The organism is Bacteroidota bacterium (genome assembly GCA_018831055.1).
Classification (GTDB): domain Bacteria; phylum Bacteroidota; class Bacteroidia; order Bacteroidales; family B18-G4; genus M55B132.
Window position 1 is genome coordinate 1 of the sequence record JAHJRE010000117.1, and the last position, 18105, is coordinate 18105.

At 42.2% G+C, this 18105-nt stretch carries 16 protein-coding genes; 13 read left to right on the plus strand and 3 right to left on the minus strand.

Annotated elements, in window-relative coordinates; translation table 11 throughout:
- The coding region (locus tag KKA81_07320) for a hypothetical protein (GenBank protein ID MBU2650727.1) at window positions 1-203 on the minus strand (203 nt) is incomplete at its 3' end.
- A 203-nt stretch (window positions 204-406) separates the two neighbouring features.
- Between KKA81_07320 and KKA81_07325 the strand changes: the two genes are divergently transcribed.
- The 4 genes from KKA81_07325 (at window position 407) to KKA81_07340 (ending at window position 5015) form a co-directional block, all read left to right on the plus strand.
- Entirely contained in the window at window positions 407-2230 is a 1824-nt protein-coding gene (locus KKA81_07325) for a HAMP domain-containing protein (protein MBU2650728.1), read from the plus strand.
- Window positions 2231-2884: a response regulator transcription factor gene (locus tag KKA81_07330; GenBank protein ID MBU2650729.1), complete on the plus strand. Its 654-nt coding sequence runs from the start codon at window positions 2231-2233 to the stop codon at window positions 2882-2884. It begins immediately after the preceding gene.
- A gap of 170 nt (window positions 2885-3054) precedes the next feature.
- Window positions 3055-3765: a hypothetical protein gene (locus KKA81_07335; GenBank protein MBU2650730.1), complete on the plus strand. Its 711-nt coding sequence runs from the start codon at window positions 3055-3057 to the stop codon at window positions 3763-3765.
- A gap of 35 nt (window positions 3766-3800) precedes the next feature.
- Window positions 3801-5015 (plus strand): ammonium transporter, encoded by a 1215-nt coding sequence (locus tag KKA81_07340; protein ID MBU2650731.1) that lies wholly within the window; start codon window positions 3801-3803, stop codon window positions 5013-5015.
- A gap of 38 nt (window positions 5016-5053) precedes the next feature.
- Here KKA81_07340 and KKA81_07345 read toward each other — a convergent pair whose 3' ends face one another.
- A complete protein-coding gene (locus tag KKA81_07345) occupies window positions 5054-5470 on the minus strand; it encodes a hypothetical protein (protein MBU2650732.1) in 417 nt (138 codons plus the stop codon).
- Between the two features lie 178 nt (window positions 5471-5648).
- Here KKA81_07345 and KKA81_07350 point away from each other — a divergent pair, with 178 nt between their 5' ends.
- From KKA81_07350 to radA, 6 genes are all read left to right on the plus strand, one after another.
- Window positions 5649-6164: a thioredoxin family protein gene (locus KKA81_07350; GenBank protein MBU2650733.1), complete on the plus strand. Its 516-nt coding sequence runs from the start codon at window positions 5649-5651 to the stop codon at window positions 6162-6164.
- A 4-nt stretch (window positions 6165-6168) separates the two neighbouring features.
- The gene (panC, locus tag KKA81_07355; GenBank protein ID MBU2650734.1) at window positions 6169-7014 is read left to right on the plus strand and encodes a pantoate--beta-alanine ligase; all 846 of its coding nucleotides are present in this window, start codon (window positions 6169-6171) and stop codon (window positions 7012-7014) included.
- A 65-nt stretch (window positions 7015-7079) separates the two neighbouring features.
- A complete protein-coding gene (locus tag KKA81_07360) occupies window positions 7080-7427 on the plus strand; it encodes an aspartate 1-decarboxylase (GenBank protein MBU2650735.1) in 348 nt (115 codons plus the stop codon).
- Between the two features lie 4 nt (window positions 7428-7431).
- Complete coding sequence (locus KKA81_07365) at window positions 7432-8478, plus strand: flippase-like domain-containing protein (GenBank protein MBU2650736.1); 1047 nt, start codon at window positions 7432-7434, stop codon at window positions 8476-8478.
- Window positions 8438-8932, plus strand: coding sequence for a D-glycero-beta-D-manno-heptose 1-phosphate adenylyltransferase (gene rfaE2, locus KKA81_07370; GenBank protein MBU2650737.1), 495 nt, complete (start codon window positions 8438-8440; stop codon window positions 8930-8932). Before KKA81_07365 ends, rfaE2 begins: the two co-directional genes overlap by 41 nt.
- Window positions 8933-8938: 6 nt before the next feature.
- Window positions 8939-10306, plus strand: a complete 1368-nt coding sequence (gene radA / locus KKA81_07375; GenBank protein ID MBU2650738.1) for a DNA repair protein RadA — start codon at window positions 8939-8941, stop codon at window positions 10304-10306.
- Window positions 10307-10317: 11 nt separating this feature from the next.
- Here the strand turns inward: radA and xth are convergent, their stop codons facing one another.
- A complete protein-coding gene (gene xth / locus KKA81_07380) occupies window positions 10318-11088 on the minus strand; it encodes an exodeoxyribonuclease III (protein MBU2650739.1) in 771 nt (256 codons plus the stop codon).
- Between the two features lie 103 nt (window positions 11089-11191).
- On the opposite strand from xth, the gene KKA81_07385 reads away from it, so the two are divergent.
- The 3 genes from KKA81_07385 to KKA81_07395 form a co-directional block, all read left to right on the plus strand.
- Window positions 11192-12970, plus strand: a complete 1779-nt coding sequence (locus KKA81_07385; protein MBU2650740.1) for a chloride channel protein — start codon at window positions 11192-11194, stop codon at window positions 12968-12970.
- A 104-nt stretch (window positions 12971-13074) separates the two neighbouring features.
- On the plus strand, window positions 13075-14268 hold the full coding sequence (locus tag KKA81_07390) for an NADH:flavin oxidoreductase (protein MBU2650741.1): 1194 nt from the start codon (window positions 13075-13077) through the stop codon (window positions 14266-14268).
- A 129-nt stretch (window positions 14269-14397) separates the two neighbouring features.
- Window positions 14398-18105: choice-of-anchor L domain-containing protein (locus tag KKA81_07395; protein ID MBU2650742.1), on the plus strand; the 3708-nt coding region annotated here is incomplete at its 3' end.

Consider the following 18105-nt stretch of genomic DNA (forward strand, 5'->3'; position numbering starts at 1 on the left):
ACAAAACGGTATATCAGGATCAAATAAGCAACAAAAATCACAATAATGATAACATTCACCGGCCATCCTGGTAATTGAACCCCCTTGCCTGTAAATGCCTGAATTAAAAACCCCAGGACCATGATGGATAAAGCAATAATAAAACTTTCCCTGTATCCCCAGGGAAAGCTCCAGATTCCTCTTTTTCGGTTTTCCTCTTTCATCGTTTTTTATAAAGAATACAAAAATAGTTATTAAAGTTCTTACATATAAAAAAATACAGTTAAATACAAAACTTCAGATAAGCATATGAAAATTGATCATTTGTATTTTGCCAAACTATCCGTCAGAAAACAGGACTCTTTGCGTACTTTACTATGTTCTTTGTTTACCTTTGCGATGCCTTCTGGAATCAAAACCCTGGAACGTGAAAAAATACATTTCACTTAAAGATAAGTTAATTTTAAATTTTGTTTTGATAGGCATTTCCATCATCCTTGTCATCTCATTTTTTGCTTATTACACCGCTAAAAACATATTGATCGACAGAACATTCGAACAGCTTACAACGTTAAGGGTAATAAAAAAGAGGCAATTGGAAGGCTTTTTCAAAGACAGGAAAAACGACATAGAACTACTTGCATCTTCCGAAGGCATTTATAAAATAATGGAGATCCTGAAAAATAAAAACTTAAAGGATACATCCGATATTGAACAAATGACCGTAACTATTCAAAAGTCATCAAATCTTGATCAACTGCTTTTTTATTTAAGGTCAAAAGGTTATTATAAGAATCTTTACATTATAAATCCAGGCGGGATAAGTCTTAAGACCAGTTTAGATCAAGGCAACCAAAGGTTCTTAAGCTTTAAATCAGGCACATTCGGCAATTTATGTTCGTCAATAATACAAAATAATATCCCATACCAAAGCGCAGTCATTAAGGATCTTGATTCTACAAATTCCGGTCATGCTTTTCTATCAGTATGCAAATTAGCCGGATATGAAAAGGGTTCTAATGGAGTGATCGTTTTAGAGATCCCCGCTTCAGCGTTAAACAGCATCATGCTGGAAGATAATCCTTACAGTGGCCTTGGTGAGTCAGGTGAATCATATCTGGTTGGGAAAGACCATCTGATGAGAAGTAATTCAAGATTTCAGAACTCCTCAATACTCCGCACCAAAGTTGAAACCCAGGCAGTAAAAAAGGCATTGGACGGAGACAGCGGGACCCTGATTACCCCCGATTACAGAGGGATAAAGGTATTAAGCTCTTTTGCACCGGTTGTTACCGAAGAGATAAACTGGGCTTTACTTGCCGAAATCGACCTGGAGGAAGCCCTTACTCCATTATCAGCCATAACAAATAACATCATTATTGTAGGTACCTTCATCGCCTTGATCCTGTTTATTTACACTTACATCATATCCCATACCGTAACTTCTCCGGTAATAAAGCTAAAAAATGCAGCTCAGAAAATAGGCCAGGGAAATTTTGATATAAATCTCCCCGGGGACAGTTACGACGAAATTGGCGATCTCAGGGTATCTTTCAATGACATGTCGGCCAGGCTAAAAGATATTACCGAAAAACTTAAAGAGGAGAGAACCAGAAGGTTACGTTCTGTCTTTGACGGCCAGGAAATTGAGAGGCAAAGATTATCCAGAGAGTTGCATGATGGATTGGGACAGAACCTGATCGCACTGAAGTTGATGCTGGAAAACATACGGGGGCACGACCTTTGTGATGTGTTTGAATCAATCAGGGAAGTAAAAAAGTCGATTGACACAACCATCGACGAAATCAGAAGAATGTCGAATAACCTTATGCCTGCAGTACTTTTTGAATTCGGGCTCATAACTGCGATAAGAAAACTCTCTGAAGAAATTAAAAACAACTGTCATATCAAAGTAGACCTGGAAACTTCCCTTGAAGAGGAAAGCTTAAGTAAAACAAACCGTACCTATCTATACCGGATCGTTCAGGAAGCCTTAAACAACTCACTTAAACATAGTGAAGCTTCCCTGATAAAAATAAAAATTAATCAGGATCAGGAAAATTTTAGAACTACAATAAGCGACAATGGAAAAGGATTTAATATGGAGGACAACCAGGCATTTTCCGGTAACGGATTATCGAATATGAAAGACAGGGCCGGAATGATGGGCGGAACCCTGAAAATCAATTCGGAAGCCGGTATGGGTACAACAATTGTCGTTGAAATACCTTATGCAAAACAGCGGAAATAAATGGAGAAAATAAAGATAATCCTTGTTGATGACCATCAGATCGTGCGGGATGGAATTAAAGCTCTTATAGCAGGAATGGATGAGATGGAGGTCATTGCGGAAGCAAGCACCGGGGAGATGATGTTAAAAATACTCTCAAACAACTCACCTGATCTAGCCATAATAGATATTGCTCTACCCGATATTTCCGGCATAGAGCTTACGCGCCAGATACATGAAAAATACCCGAGCATCAAAATCCTGATCCTCTCAATGTATACTGATGAAGAATTTATCTTCAATTCCCTGAGGGCCGGAGCATCAGGGTATCTTCCAAAAAACACATCCAGGCATGAACTCAGAGAAGCTATCTTAAGTGTAAATAATGATGTTGAATACTTACCGGAAACTATTTCAAAAATAATCTTAAGAAGCTTTGTCAAAAAGGCCAGGAAAGAGGAAGACCAAAAGGATTTCAGTCTGCTTTCCAACCGGGAAATGGAGGTCTTAAAACTCATCCTGGCCGGAAACAACAATCGCTATATAGCTGAAAAACTTTTCATTAGCACAAGAACGGTTGAATCTCATAAGAATCATATAATGAACAAGCTTGAAATCAAATCAATGCTTGACCTTGTAAAATACGCCATTCAAAACAAGATTATCGATATCTGAAAAACAGATCCTGGAGGCACCTTTTTTCACTTAAAATAAACAGCTTTTAGGTATAACACGGAAATAATCTTCCGTGTTATACCGATCGATTTTCAGTTTTTATAGTATTGATTCTCAGAATAATCTTTTAAACTTTTGTTGTTTAATTATTAACTACAAAAGCAAAGGTTATGAAACGATCCACAAAATTCATCCTGTCGTGCACGGTTTTAGCATTGATTGCTTTGCACTCATTTTCGCAGGAAAAAAAAGTAAGCCTCAATGCAGGGGCCGATATTATGAGTCGTTATATTTGGAGGGGAACAGACTTTGGAAATGCACCCAGTGTGCAGCCAACCCTTTCGGTTTCCGCATTCGGGATCGAGTTAGGAGCCTGGGGAGCATATTCTATCAGTGGGCCCGGCTACCAGGAAGCTGACTTGTACCTTTCCTACACATTCATTAACGACATGTTCACCATCGGTGCAACTGATTATTTCTTTCCGGGAGATACCTGTAAGAATAATTATTTCGACTACGACGACAAGACAACCGGGCACACTTTTGAAGCAAACCTTTCATTCAATGGAAATGATAAAATTCCTTTCAACGCTTCGGCCAACTATAATTTCGCAGGGGCTGATCAAGACAACTCCTGGTATTTTGAAATTGGTTATAGTGGAAGCATCCAAAAAACCGGATTCAACATCTTTATGGGCTTCACACCCGACAAAGGTATTTATCTGACACCCGGTGCTGAAGGATTTAGTGTAGTGAATGTTGGGATTACAGCAACAAGAGATATCAAAATTACCGAGAGTTTCTCATTGCCGGTACAAGCATCTCTCATCACCAATCCCCAGGCGGAGAATATCTTTATTGTCTTTGGTTTCTCATTATAGTTCATTTTAATAGTAGAAATTAATAATATTTTATCATGGAAGGACATATTGGATTTATGTTATTGGCCACCAGTCTTGTGATGCTAATGACCCCCGGCCTGGCGTTTTTTTATGGAGGACTTGCCAGTAAAAGGAACATTCTGGGTATAATGATCCAGACCTTTGTTTCGCTTGGAATCACAACAATACTATGGTATGCCATTGGTTTTTCGCTAAGTTTCAGTGGCGGTAAAGGCGGTATTATTGGCAATCTTGACATGGCATTTCTTAGCGGGATGACCTTGCAAGAATTGTATTCTTCAGCAGATGGCAATATCCCACCATTGCTGTTCTTTGGTTATCAGATGATGTTTGCCATTATTACACCGGCGCTTATTACCGGTGCTTTTGTAAACCGTATTACATTTAAATCCTACCTCATTTTCCTGGTTCTTTGGCAAATCTTTGTTTATTACCCATTCGTTCATATGGTATGGGGAGGCGGATTACTCCAGGAATGGGGAGTGCTTGACTTTGCCGGAGGGATACCCGTTCATGCCACTGCCGGATTTGCTGCTCTGGCTTCAATTTTATATGTAGGCAAGCGTCGCGACCAGGCTTCTCCACCCAATAGCATTCCTTTGGTTGCCATTGGAACCGGATTGCTTTGGTTCGGATGGTATGGATTTAACGCAGGAAGTGAACTTAAGGTGGATAATGTTACCATTCAGGCATTTGTCAACACTGATATTGCCGCTTCCGTTGCAGCCATTACCTGGTTGATCATTGAATGGAGCCTTAAAAGAAAACCTAAATTTGTGGGATTATTAACCGGAAGTATCGCCGGTTTGGCCACAATTACACCTGCTGCCGGTTTTGTCCCCTTATGGTCTGCCGCATTGATCGGAATGTTTGCAGGTATAGTATGCTATCTCGCTGTTCATATGAAAAACAGCCTCGGTTGGGATGATGCTCTTGATGTTTGGGGTGTACACGGTGTAGGCGGCCTTCTGGGAACAATTTTACTGGGCGTTTTCGCTACAACATCGGTAAATCCAAATGGAATGGAAGGCCTTATTTACGGCGGATCTGCATTTTTTGGGAAACAAGTGGTAGCCGTTATTATTGCCAGCGCTTATGCATTTGTCTTCACGTATGTTATGCTGATATTTATCAATCTGATTACACCGGTAAAAGTACCTCAGGATCAGGAAGATATTGGACTTGATGAGGCTTTGCACGGTGAAAAAGCATACGATGGAAGTCTGTAAATTATGTAAAAAAAGTCCTGATTAAATCAGGACTTTTTTTATTCTTTTTGCTTCATCAGTTTAGATCTGCGATCAAGAAGCAGGTCAATTTCTTCTTCTGTCAAATCAGTTTTTTTTAACATTTCATCAATTTCCTCAAGACTTTTGTTGGTATCATTGGTGAAGTTCTCTTCTACCTTTACATCCTCCATAATATTTACCGCATCCTCCCCCAATTCCTCCTTCAACTGCTCCACAAGACCTGCGATCATTCCCTTTACCGGTTCACCAAACTTGTCAAGCAATTCTTCGGAAATCTGGTCTTTCATCATTTCATAATTATTCAGGAGATACTCGAAATTCTGGTAAAATGCTTTATCTATCCCCTGAATTTCCGCAAGGGAAGACTTACTTTTCAACCGTCTGAACAGCTTTATTAAAAGGTCAAGATTTTCTCTAAACGATCTGTCGGTCATAGCTTTTCAACTTTTTTACAAAATTACAGATTTTTATCACTGCACCTCAATTTGTTCTATATTTGCTTTTCAACATGTATGAAATGTGTTTAATTACAATATCATACAAATTTCAGATGTTAATTTTGGTGATCCTATATAACCATTAGAATCTATTGATTAATATACGAAATAAACGATGAAAAAGCTGTTTTGTTTCCTGTTTTTACCCCTACTTTTTTCAGGAATGGCTTATACCCAGGAAATTAATAAGATCATTATGGATCCGAGAATTGACCGGGAAGTGGTAGTTGGATACTGTAACCGTGACGGACTTCAATGGGGTGAGTTCCTGGAATCTTATGTAGAGGAATATGATATCTATACTCCGGAAATTAAGTATTTAAAAAAAATCCGGAAAAAACTGGATGACACAAAAATTGTGATCGTCCTTGGAACCTGGTGTAGCGACAGTAAGACGCAGGTGCCACGATTTCTGAAGGTTCTTGATCAAATTGATTTTAATGAAAGCAATTTGACGATGATAGGGGTTGACCGTTCAAAAACAGCAGGGGATCTTAATATCCGGGATCTATCTATAGAGCGTGTACCTACTTTCATCTTTTACCACGATGGATTTGAAATCGGCAGGATCATTGAAACTCCGGAAACTACGTTGGAAAGGGATACTTATAAAATTCTGAGGAAAAAGTAGGCTTATGGAATTATATAAAACCATCAGGGATGTGAGTTCCCGTATCACCACCCTGAAAAAAGATGGTCAAATAATCGGATTTGTTCCCACTATGGGAGCGCTGCATGAAGGGCATATCTCCCTGATCCGTCTGGCCAGGGAAGAAAACAATGTAGTTGCCTGCTCCATTTTTGTGAATCCTATCCAGTTTAATAATCCTGAAGATTTGAAAAAATATCCCAGGACGTTGGAAAAGGACATCGATATGCTGAAGCAGGCAGGTTGTGATATAGTCTTTGCACCGGAACCCGATGAAATGTATCCGGAACCTGTAATCCATGAATATGATTTTGGAATGCTGGACAAGGTTATGGAAGGAAAATTCAGATCAGGGCATTTCAATGGCGTTGCCATCGTGGTGAAAAAACTCCTTGACATCATAACACCGGATAATGCTTATTTTGGGGAAAAAGATTTTCAACAGCTGGCTATCATCAGGAAATTAGTTGAATTGGAAAGCATTCCTGTAAATATCATTGCCTGTCCTACGGTCAGAGAACCCGACGGGCTGGCTATGAGTTCCAGAAATGTGAGGTTAACAGAATCACAACGAAAAACAGCTCCGGTTATATACCGTATCCTGAAAGAATTAAAAGCAAAGTATTCAGAAGAAAATTCAGAACATCTTATTGAACAAGCCATAAAACACCTCAACCAGCAACCTGAAATGAGGGTTGAATATCTTGAAATTGTTGATTCCGGATCATTACAACCCCTGGAATATTTCAATCCCATGATTCCGGCTCGTGCCTGCATTGCTGTATTCCTGGGAGACGTCAGGTTAATCGACAATATCAGCCTGAACCTTTAGGATGAATAATTGTCTTCTTAATTAGAGGGCCTTGTATTGATAAATATTTTTAATTTTGCAGCGCTATGCAGATTGAAGTTCTAAAATCGAAAATCCACAGGGCTACCATTACACACGCCGACCTTCATTATGTCGGCAGTATAACCATAGATGAAGACCTTATGGATGCCGCTAATCTTATAGCCAATGAAAAGGTACATGTGTACAATATCAACAACGGGGAAAGATTTGAAACTTATGTAATCAAAGGAGAGAGGGGATCCGGAGTCATTGGCATTAACGGTGCAGCGGCCCGCAAGGTCATGGTCGGTGATCTTGTAATTGTAGTTTCTTATGCCAGCATGCCGGTTGAGGAAGCCAAAATCTTTAACCCGGTCATACTTACCCCCGATGCAAACAATAAACTGAAGTAATCATTTGAAGAAAAGGATATTTTCGGCAATTAATTACATCTTCTTTCTCCTGATAGGGGTATTATTTCTTTGGCTTGTATTCCGTAAAGTTGACCTTCATCAGGTGATGAAAGAGATCCTGGAAGCCAATTATTTTTATATTCTTCTTGCTATTATTGCAGCCATTATTTCGCATATTTTCCGGGCAGCACGGTGGAATCTGATGATCGGATCGATGGGATATCCTACAAGACTTAGTACAACTTTTTATGCCGTAATGATTGGTTATCTCGCCAACACCGCAGTGCCAAGGCTTGGGGAAATATCCAGGTGTGGAGCTCTGACCAACAAAGACAAGATACCTTTTAATTCTCTCTTCGGGACAGTCATAGCCGAAAGGGTTTTTGACATGATTATTCTTCTGCTCATTATCCTTGGAGTGATACTTTTTCAGCTTTCTCTGGTTGGACAATTTGTCCATGACAATATTATTGCACCCTTGTTTTCAAATGTAGAACGCAACTACCTTAATATTATCCTCTTCAGTATAATTGCAGCGGCCGTTGTTTTCCTGATCATTTTTTTGATCCGCAGGATGAGGCATCATTTTGAGAAATGGCCCTTCCTGGTAAAAATGAAAAAGTTTGCGCAAGGATTGGTGGAAGGAATAAAAACCATAAAACGATTACCGCAGAAATGGACCTTCCTGTTTTACACATTCATAATCTGGCTAATGTATGCTTTTATGGTATATTTCCCGTTTTTTGCAATGAACGGGACTGAAGGGCTTAACTTCGGAGATGCAGTAACTATTATGGCTATTGGAAGTTTAGGGATAGTTGCGCCCGTCCCGGGAGGGATAGGCACCTACCATTTCATTACCACTGCGTTGTTGTTTGAACTTTACGGTATTGATAAAGCTGTTGCAGCTTCTTTTGCTACACTTACCCATGCTGCCCAGACTATAAATATTATAATTTTGGGGGCTGTTTCATTTTTATTAATTCTAATGCAAAAAAGGAGAATGACGGATGGAAATCCAGAATTATATCAAATCAAAAATTCACGCTGACAATCAATCTATTGAAAGTCAAATTGCTGTCTGGAAGTTTCTTAACCACAGGATCGTATTCACGAACGGATGTTTCGACATTCTGCATTTGGGACACATTGATTATCTTTCGAAGGCGGCAGAGATGGGAGATATCCTGGTGATAGGGCTGAATACTGATGCTTCGGTTCGCCGTCTGAAAGGACCCAACCGGCCTGTAAACAATGAATTGGCCCGTGCATCTGTTTTGGCTGCCTTGGGCTTTGTTGACGGTGTTTTGCTATTTGATGAAGAAACCCCTTATGAGCTCATAAAAAAGGTGAAACCAGACGTTCTCGTCAAGGGAGATGATTATGAGATCAGTGAAATAGCCGGTCATGATATCGTAGAATCCTATGGTGGTATCATTAAGACTATACCTCTGGTTGATGGCTACAGCACCAGTTCTATCATTGAGAAAATCCGGAACATATAATATCTTATGGTTAAAACACGCACGGCATATTTCTGTCAGAATTGCGGTGCACAATCACCCAAATGGGTAGGCCGCTGCCCTGCATGCGGGGAGTGGAATACTTATGTCGAAGAAGTCATCCAGACTGAAGGTAAAAATCAAATTCTTACTACTCCAGGAAAAGAGAGTCGGCTTGTACCCAAAACCCTCAAAGATATTGAAATCAATCCGGAAAGACGTTCCACAACAAAAATACAAGAACTTGACAGGGTTCTGGGAGGAGGCCTGGTTCCAGGTTCCATCATCCTTTTAGGTGGTGAACCGGGTATAGGAAAATCGACCCTGATGTTACAGGTTGCCATGGCAAGAAAGGACATCAAAACCTTATATATCAGCGGGGAAGAAAGCATTCAGCAATTGCGTATGCGAGCGGAAAGACTGAACCTTGAAAGCGAACATTGTTATTTCCTTTCTGAAACCAATACCCAGGCCATTATTAACATCATTCAAACATTGCAGCCCGGGTTGCTGGTCATTGACAGTATACAGACGCTTCACAGCGATCTGATAGAATCATCTGCAGGAAGTATTTCTCAGGTAAGGCAATGTGCATCGGAATTACAACGATTGGCCAAATTAACGCACACCCCTGTTTTCCTGGTTGGGCATATAACCAAAGATGGAACCCTGGCCGGTCCAAAAATATTAGAGCACATGGTGGATACGGTTTTGCAGTTTGAAGGCGATCGCCACCATGGTTACCGCATCCTGAGGTCGATGAAAAACCGTTTCGGGTCAGCCTCAGAACTGGGTATATTTGAGATGACCGACAAGGGTCTGAGGGAGGTCAGCAACCCTTCTGAGATACTGATTACCCAAAGGGAAGAAGATACCAGCGGTATTGCTATTGCAGCAACTATTGAAGGAATGCGGCCTATGCTGATTGAGACACAGGCCCTGGTAAGTACGGCCGCTTATGGCACACCACAACGCTCAAGCACAGGATTTGATGCCAGGCGCCTTAATATGCTGCTTGCCGTTTTAGAGAAAAGAAGCGGATTCAGGCTGGGCAGCAAGGATGTTTTTCTGAATATCGCCGGAGGGATCTATGTGGATGATCCTGCTATCGATTTGGCAGTCATTACGGCTGTCCTTTCTTCCAACAGCGATATACCCGTCCCCGCAAATATTGCCTTCGCAGGAGAAGTAGGCCTCAGTGGCGAGATCAGGGCAGTAAACAGAATTGAGCAGCGTATTGCAGAAGCAGAAAAACTCGGATTCGGAGAAATCTACATTTCATCCTATAATGCCAGAGGGATTTCTTTAAAAGACAATAAAATCCGGATACGAACGGTAAAAAAAGTGGAAGATCTTTTTACCAGATTATTCGGTTAGTCTCAAGCATGTTATAAATCAAAATCCAAGGTAGCCGGGCAATGATCGGAATGCTTTGCATCCGGCAGAATCATGGCACCTTTCATTTTACCGGCAATCGGCTCACTGACCATGTTGTAATCGATGCGCCAGCCAAGGTTCCTTGCCCTCGCATTCGCCCTGAAACTCCACCAGGTATAATGATCGGGTTCGTTATTAAAATGCCGGAAGGAATCCACAAATCCGCTGTTAATGAAACCACTCATCCACTCCCTCTCCTCGGGAAGAAAACCTGAGCTCTTCGCATTACCAACCGGATCGTGAATATCTATGGGCTGATGGCAAATATTATAATCGCCAGAGATGATAAGATTGGGTCTTTCTTTTTTCAGCCTGTCGATATATTCCTGAAAATCAGCCAACCATTTCATCTTGAAAGCCTGACGTTCATCCCCGCTGGAACCGGAGGGATGATAAACACTGACAACGGAGATATCACCATAATCTGCCCGCAGAAAACGGCCCTCATCATCGTAAACCGGCATACCCATTCCTGCAACAACTTTATCGGGCAAATCTTTTGTCAGGATGCCAACACCGCTGTAACCTTTCTTTTTCGCTGAAAACCAGTATGTCTTGTATCCTAGCTCTTCAAATTCGAGTACAGGAATCTGGTCCGGCTGAGCTTTGGTTTCCTGGATACATACAATATCAGGTTCCACAACGCGGATCCATTCAGTCAAACCCTTGCCTATGGCAGCTCTGATGCCGTTAACATTATAAGAGACAATTTTTTTCGTCATCGATAAGGTATTTTATTTACTTTGCATCCAATAATAACCAGGCTAATATAAAAAAGTTCATCCACGATTAATCTGATAATTTTGAAATTCCCTTAAGAATCCCATGGCTGGAAAAAGAAATATATTAGGCCGCTTCCTTATCTGGAGGATCAAACATATAAGTGACAAGCACTTCATAATGATCCTCAGCGTTGTGATTGGAGTTCTGGCTGGTTTGGGTGCCGTGATCATCAAAAACGGCGTCCGGCTGATCAAGCAGCTTCTCACGCATGGTTTTTCCGAAGAGTATTACAACCTGCTTTATTTCGTCTATCCTGCCATTGGTATACTGGTGGCTGTTATCTATGTGAGGTTTATAGTCAGGCAACATGTTGGTCATGGCATTCCCAGCGTTTTATATGCAATATCCAGGAATCACGGAGTGATTAAACGGCACAATATTTTCTCATCCATTATCACTTCCGTATTTACCGTTGGTTTTGGAGGTTCCGTAGGACTTGAAGGCCCGACCGTTGCAACAGGAGCGGCTATTGGCTCCAACCTCGGACAATTCTTGAGACTAAACTACCGGCAAATAACACTTATGCTCGGTCTTGCAAGTTCAGCAGCCATGGCAGCCATCTTTAAATCCCCGATTGCCGCCGTGGTTTTTGCAATAGAGGTGATCATGATAGATCTTACCCTCGCTTCTGTGATCCCCTTGCTTATTGCTTCGGCAACCGGGGTATTGACTTCTTACTTTTTCCTGGGACAAGCAGTGCTTTATCCTTTTGAGATGAAGACAGGTTTCACACTCCAGGAAATACCCTGGTATATTATGTTGGGTATTCTTGCCGGGTTTATATCCATTTATTTCACTAAAATGTATATTTTCATTGAGGGTAGATTTTCCAGGATAAAAAAGTGGTACAATAAATGGTTAATAGGCTCGGTGATACTTGGGTTTTTGGTTTTTATTTTCCCCCCATTATACGGTGAAGGCTACGAAGCGGTTAATGCCTGTCTGAAAGGTGATTATAGTTTGCTTTTTGAAAACAGCCTCTTTTATGATTTCCGGGAAGAGTTTATTTTTGTCTTTCTGCTTTTTCTGCTGATCATTTTTTTCAAGGCCATTGCCACATCCGTGACCTTCGGGGCAGGAGGCATAGGAGGTATTTTTGCCCCTACCCTTTTCCTTGGGGCATTTACAGGATTGTTTTTTGCAAACCTGGTAAATTATCTTGGAATCGGAGAACTCACAGTTAGCAACTATGCCCTTGTTGGCATGGGCGGCTTGATTGCAGGGGTTCTGCATGCACCCCTTACCGGGATTTTCCTTATAGCAGAAATTACTTCAGGATATAAACTCTTTGTCCCCCTGATGATCACCGCAACCATTTCCTATGCTACCATTAAAATCTTCATAACCAATTCGGTGTATACCTATCAGCTGGCGAAGAGGGGGGAACTGATCACTCATCACAAAGACAAAGCCATTCTTTCCTTACTGAGGGTTAACAAGCTGATAGAAACCAATTTCAAACCCATTAATCCCGACGCCACTCTTGGAGACCTGGTAAAGGTTATTTCCCAGTCAACTCGGAACCTCTTTCCGGTTATTGACGCAGATCAAAACTTCTATGGACTTGTCTTCCTGGATGATATCCGAAATATCATGTTCCAACCCGAAAAATATGACACTGTTAAAATAAACAGCCTGATGTTTATGCCGGAGGCTTTTGTCGATCCTGAGGAATCGATGGAAGAGGTTGCTGCAAAGTTCAAAAGAACGGGAAACTACAATCTTCCTGTATTGAAAGATGGAAAGTATATAGGATTTATATCCAGGGCAAATGTATTTTCAGAATACAGGAAAATGTTACAGGAGTTTTCTGAAGATTGATATTATACTTCAGCTGTTTGAGTTTGCTTTTTTTGCAAACTCAAACAGCCGAAGTATAATATCATTTTTCACAAACATAGTTTCTGATTAAATGCTTTCATCTTATGCAAAAAGACCGGGACAACGCATTTTCTCCCTTTACCCTTAATGGTTTAACCCTTAAAAACAGGTTTATTAAAACTGCCACATTTGAAGGAATGAGCAAAGATGGCATCCCTACCCCTGATTTATTCCGGTTTCACAGGGAGATAGCCGAAGGCGGTGTTGCCATGACCACCGTCGCATATGGCGCCGTTAACGAGGATGGGTTGACCAACGAAGACCAGATGGTTATAAACGAAAACGCCATGCCTTATCTTGAAAAGCTTGCAAAGGAGGTGCATGATGCAGGAGGCGCAATTTCGTTACAGCTAACACATTGTGGATTCTTTACACGAAGTACCAGATATAAGAGTCGCAGGCCACAGGCTCCAAGCCGCATCCTGAACAAATATGGCATTATGAAAGGAAGGTCCTTTTCAAAGGCAATGAATCAGGATGATCTGGATCGAACGCGTGCAGATTTTGGCAAAGCTGCACAACTTGCAAAAACATGCGGTTTTGATGCGGTTGAGGTACATCTTGGCCATGGCTATTTGTTAAGTCAGTTCCTTACACCCATTTTTAATAAAAGGAAAGATCACTACGGGGGTAACCTGGAAAACAGGTTACGCTATCCACTGGAAGTAGTCAGGGAGGTCAGGAAAAATGTTGGGGAATCCTTTCCAATCATATGCAAGATGAACCTCTGCGATGGTTTTGAAGGCGGACTGACGGAGGAAGAGGCCATCAAAGTTGCAAAAGCTTTGGAAAAAGAAGGTATGGACGCTTTGCTTTTAAGCGGTGGAGTAACCAGTCGCACCCCGTTTTATCTAATGCGGGGAGAAGTGCCCTTAAAGGAAATGGTGAGGGCAGAAAAAAACATACTACAAAAATTGGCCCTGTTTCTCTTCGGCAAGCAGATCATCCGCAAATACGATTTCGAGCCGAACTTTTTCCTGGAGCAAGCCAAAAAAGTGAGAGCAGAAGTTGAAATTCCCCTTATTTATGTTGGTGGTGTAATTTCCGGATGGTACATCGGCAGGATCATGGCCTCCGGGTTCGATCTGATCGCTTTAGGGCGGGCATTGATCCATGATCCTCGCTTCCTGGAAAAAGTAAAAGAGGCCGGGTTGTATAAATCGGAGTGCAACCAATGCAATGTTTGTGTGGCGGAGATGGACAGATCAGGGGTACAATGTGTTCTGCAAGAAAAGTAGAAACAATCAGGACAACTATTTATCCGTGTAGCTTGTCTAAAAAAGAATACTTTTAAGTAAGGTATAAACTTGCCTTATTAGGTTTTACATTGGTAACTTTACAGAGCATTTAAATCCAGTTTTTAGGGGATGTTTACTTTGTATCGAAATATTCGGTTTGGCAGAAATATTCTGAAAAGAACTTTCCTTGGCGTCTTTTCTGTACTTCTTACTATTCAAATCCATGCACAGCTGATAGTCGAAAACACCCTCACTCCCGAACAATTGGTACAGGAAGTCCTTATCGGATCGGGAGTTACTGCATTTAATATCACTTTTACCGGCAGGGAAGACAGAGCGCTGGGTAGTTTTTCCAGAGGGCATTCGACCAATCTGGGACTTGATGAAGGTGTGGTGATGTCCTCAGGCAGGGTACTGGAAATACCCGGACCGGTTTCATTCTTTGCCAGCACCGGAAATGGTGTACCCGGAGACCCGGATCTGACGGCTCTTGCCGGTGTAAATACCAATGATGCAGCAGTGATCGAGTTTGATTTCATTCCTCAAAGCGATACTTTAACATTCAATTATGTTTTCGGATCCGAAGAATACCCGGAGTACGTTTGCTCCGGATTCAACGATGTTTTCGGATTCTTTATCTGGGGTGAAAATCCGGTTAACGGACTCGATTACGGAGGAATCAATATTGCATTGATACCCGATTCCGATTCTCTTCCCGTGGCAATCAATTCAGTGAATAACGGAAATGTAGGCGCTTTCGGAAGCCCGGGTAATTGTATCTCTCTCGAATATGCCGAATATTACATTGATAATGAATTATTGGGCGGAGTTGATATTGTTTTTGACGGATTTACTACCGTTTTGACTGCTACTCTGATCGTTGTTCCCTGCCAGGTATATCACATAAAATTAGCCGTAGCTGATGGCGGAGATTCCTCCTACGATTCCGGTGTCTTCCTGGAAGCCAATAGCTTTTCCGCCCAGGGTCTGAATACATCGGCTAACTTCAGCCAGTCGTCGGACGATTTTGGTGCCATGGTAGAGGGTTGTAACAATGTAACTGTAGTCTTTGAACTGCAGGAAGCACAACCGGAAGATTATGTGATCACTTTTCTTACCAGCGGAACGGCCATTAACGGGGTTGATTATTCTACTATTCCCGATTCAATAGTCATTCCTTCCGGGCAACTTAAAGACTCCTTAGTAATCACAGCCTTCCAGGATGACCTGCCCGAAAGCACAGAAAACCTGATCCTGGAGTACTTTTATGAATCTGCCTGCGATGATGAATCGGATACACTGGAATTCAACATCCTGGATTATAGCCTCGATTTTACAGGATTGGATTCTATTTATTGTGAGTCGGACCCGGCGGTCATGCTTACAGGTTATCCTCCCGAAGGGATTTTTTCAGGAAACGGCATTACAGGAAATTTCTTTGATCCTGCTGCTGCTACCATTGGAACAGATACTGTTTATTACACCTATTACTACATCGACACTACACAGATACCGCAGGATACAATATGCGACAACCAGGTATCGCAAGCGGTAACTGTGGTTAATGACCCGGTAGCTGATGCCGGTTCCGATGAATCGGTATGCCAGGGATTCGTTTTCGACTTTGCAGGATCAACCATAGTCCCTTCTGCCATTGATTTTGACTCGATCAAATGGTACGGTGGAGCAGGCTTTTTTAGTGATCCTGGTATTGTAATACCTGTTTATCATTCAGATCCGCTGGAATCAGGTCCGGTAACCTTAACCATGGTCGCCTACGGAGGATTCCCCTGCGGAAATGACACCTCTTCCATGATTCTTACCGTCAATACCGTACCTGTTTCATCATTTACCATCTTCCCAACCGATACATGCTGTACCCTGGAACAGGTAACCCTGAATGCATCCAGCTCAACAGCCATTCAGGACTGGAACTGGGATTTCGGAGACGGAAATACCGGTAGCGGGCAAAATGTAACCCATGTTTATACACAGGCAGGAACGTATACCATTACACTCTCAACACTTACTTCTTTTGGGTGCGGAGATACCGTCAGTATGACCTATACAGCTATAGCTGTTGACGCAGACTTTAGTATTAACAATGATCCTACCTGTGAAGATTACGAGGTGTTTTTTTCAGGAAGCGGAAATTATACATTTACAGATTGGCAGTATGATTTCGGCGACGGGAATACTGCCATCGGAAAGAATGTCAGCCATACTTATTCCACTGCAGGAACCTATGATGTCACCCTGATTGTATGCACGGATACAACTGTACATCAAATCCTTGTTAATCCTCCGGCAGAAGCAGATGCCGGAAGCGACGAAGCGACCTGTGAAGATGTTTTCTTTGATCTGTCGACCTCTGTCACACCCCCTGCAGCCAGTAATTATAGTTCTGTCCTCTGGTATGGCGGAGACGGCTCCTTCAATGATCCGACCCTGGTAACGCCCATTTATACCCCAGGTCCGGATGAACTGGGAATAATAACCCTGACCATGGTTGCGTATGGCCTGTCACCATGCGCCAACGATACTTCCACGATGACATTGAACATCATACCGGGTGCCTATGCTTTTGCAGGAAGCGATGAGAACTCCTGCCAGGGTGATCCATACGATTTTGCCAATTCATCGGTGGTACCTTTCTCAACAAACTATATTTTCATTGAATGGTCAGGGGGTGCAGGATCTTTTGTCGATCCAAATGTACAGGTTCCTGTCTATATTCCGGCTCCCGATGAATTGGGTCCGATAACACTTACGGTATTGGCTACCAATATCCTGAACTGTGACTCCATCGACCAGATGGTACTGACAATATATCCTAAGTTTACCACCACCAATGATGTAACCATCTGTTACGGTGATTCCATGTTCCTGCAGGGCAACTGGCGATATGGTTCAGGAACCTACTTCGATACCGTGATGTCGGTCAATAACTGCGATAGTGCTATCATCACCAACCTTACGGTTCTGCCACAGATCGATATGGACTTCACAATTTCTCCCAGGGATACTTCCTGTCTGGGTGATACTGCATACTTTACACAGGTGGGAACAGCGAATCTTACATCCTGGATCTGGGATTTCGGTGACGGGACTACCTCCACAGAACCAAACCCTTCCCATGCATACCAAAATCCCGGAACTTATACAGTAACCTTTTCTTATACCGATGATGTCGGATGCTCCGACGAAGTGACCCGTATCGTTCATGCTTTTGAACCCCCGGATGTGGACTTTGTCATTTCCATGTCCTCGGCATGCATCAATGCAACCGTTACTTTTCACGGAAACAGCAATGCTAATATTGTTGAATGGCTCTGGGATTTTGGGGATGGCAGTATAGGTTCAGGAAAAGATGTAACACATGTTTATCACAATGCTTTTGGGCATATTCCTGTTAATCTTGAAGTAATTGATAATCACGGATGCACAAACAATGTAACCCGTAACATATTCATTTCTTCCCCACCGGATGCTGACTTTGATTACTATATATTGTCTTGTGATACCCTTCAGTTTATTGATTTAAGCACAGCACCCCCGGGTTTCTTCTTGGTTCAGTGGCAATGGGATTTCGGCGACGGAGGAACATCCAACCTTCAGAATCCCGTCCATGACTATAATGCAGGAGGAGTTTACAATGTCCAGCTGGTGGTCACAGCCGACTCAGCCGGGCTTTTATGCAACGACACCATCACCCACCCGGTCATCGTGCCTTCCCTGCCCACGGTATACTTCACCTGGGCCCCCGACCCTACCTGCCTGGGCGACCCAACCTACTTCTACGGTACCTCCGGCAGTCCCATCGCTTCCTGGATGTGG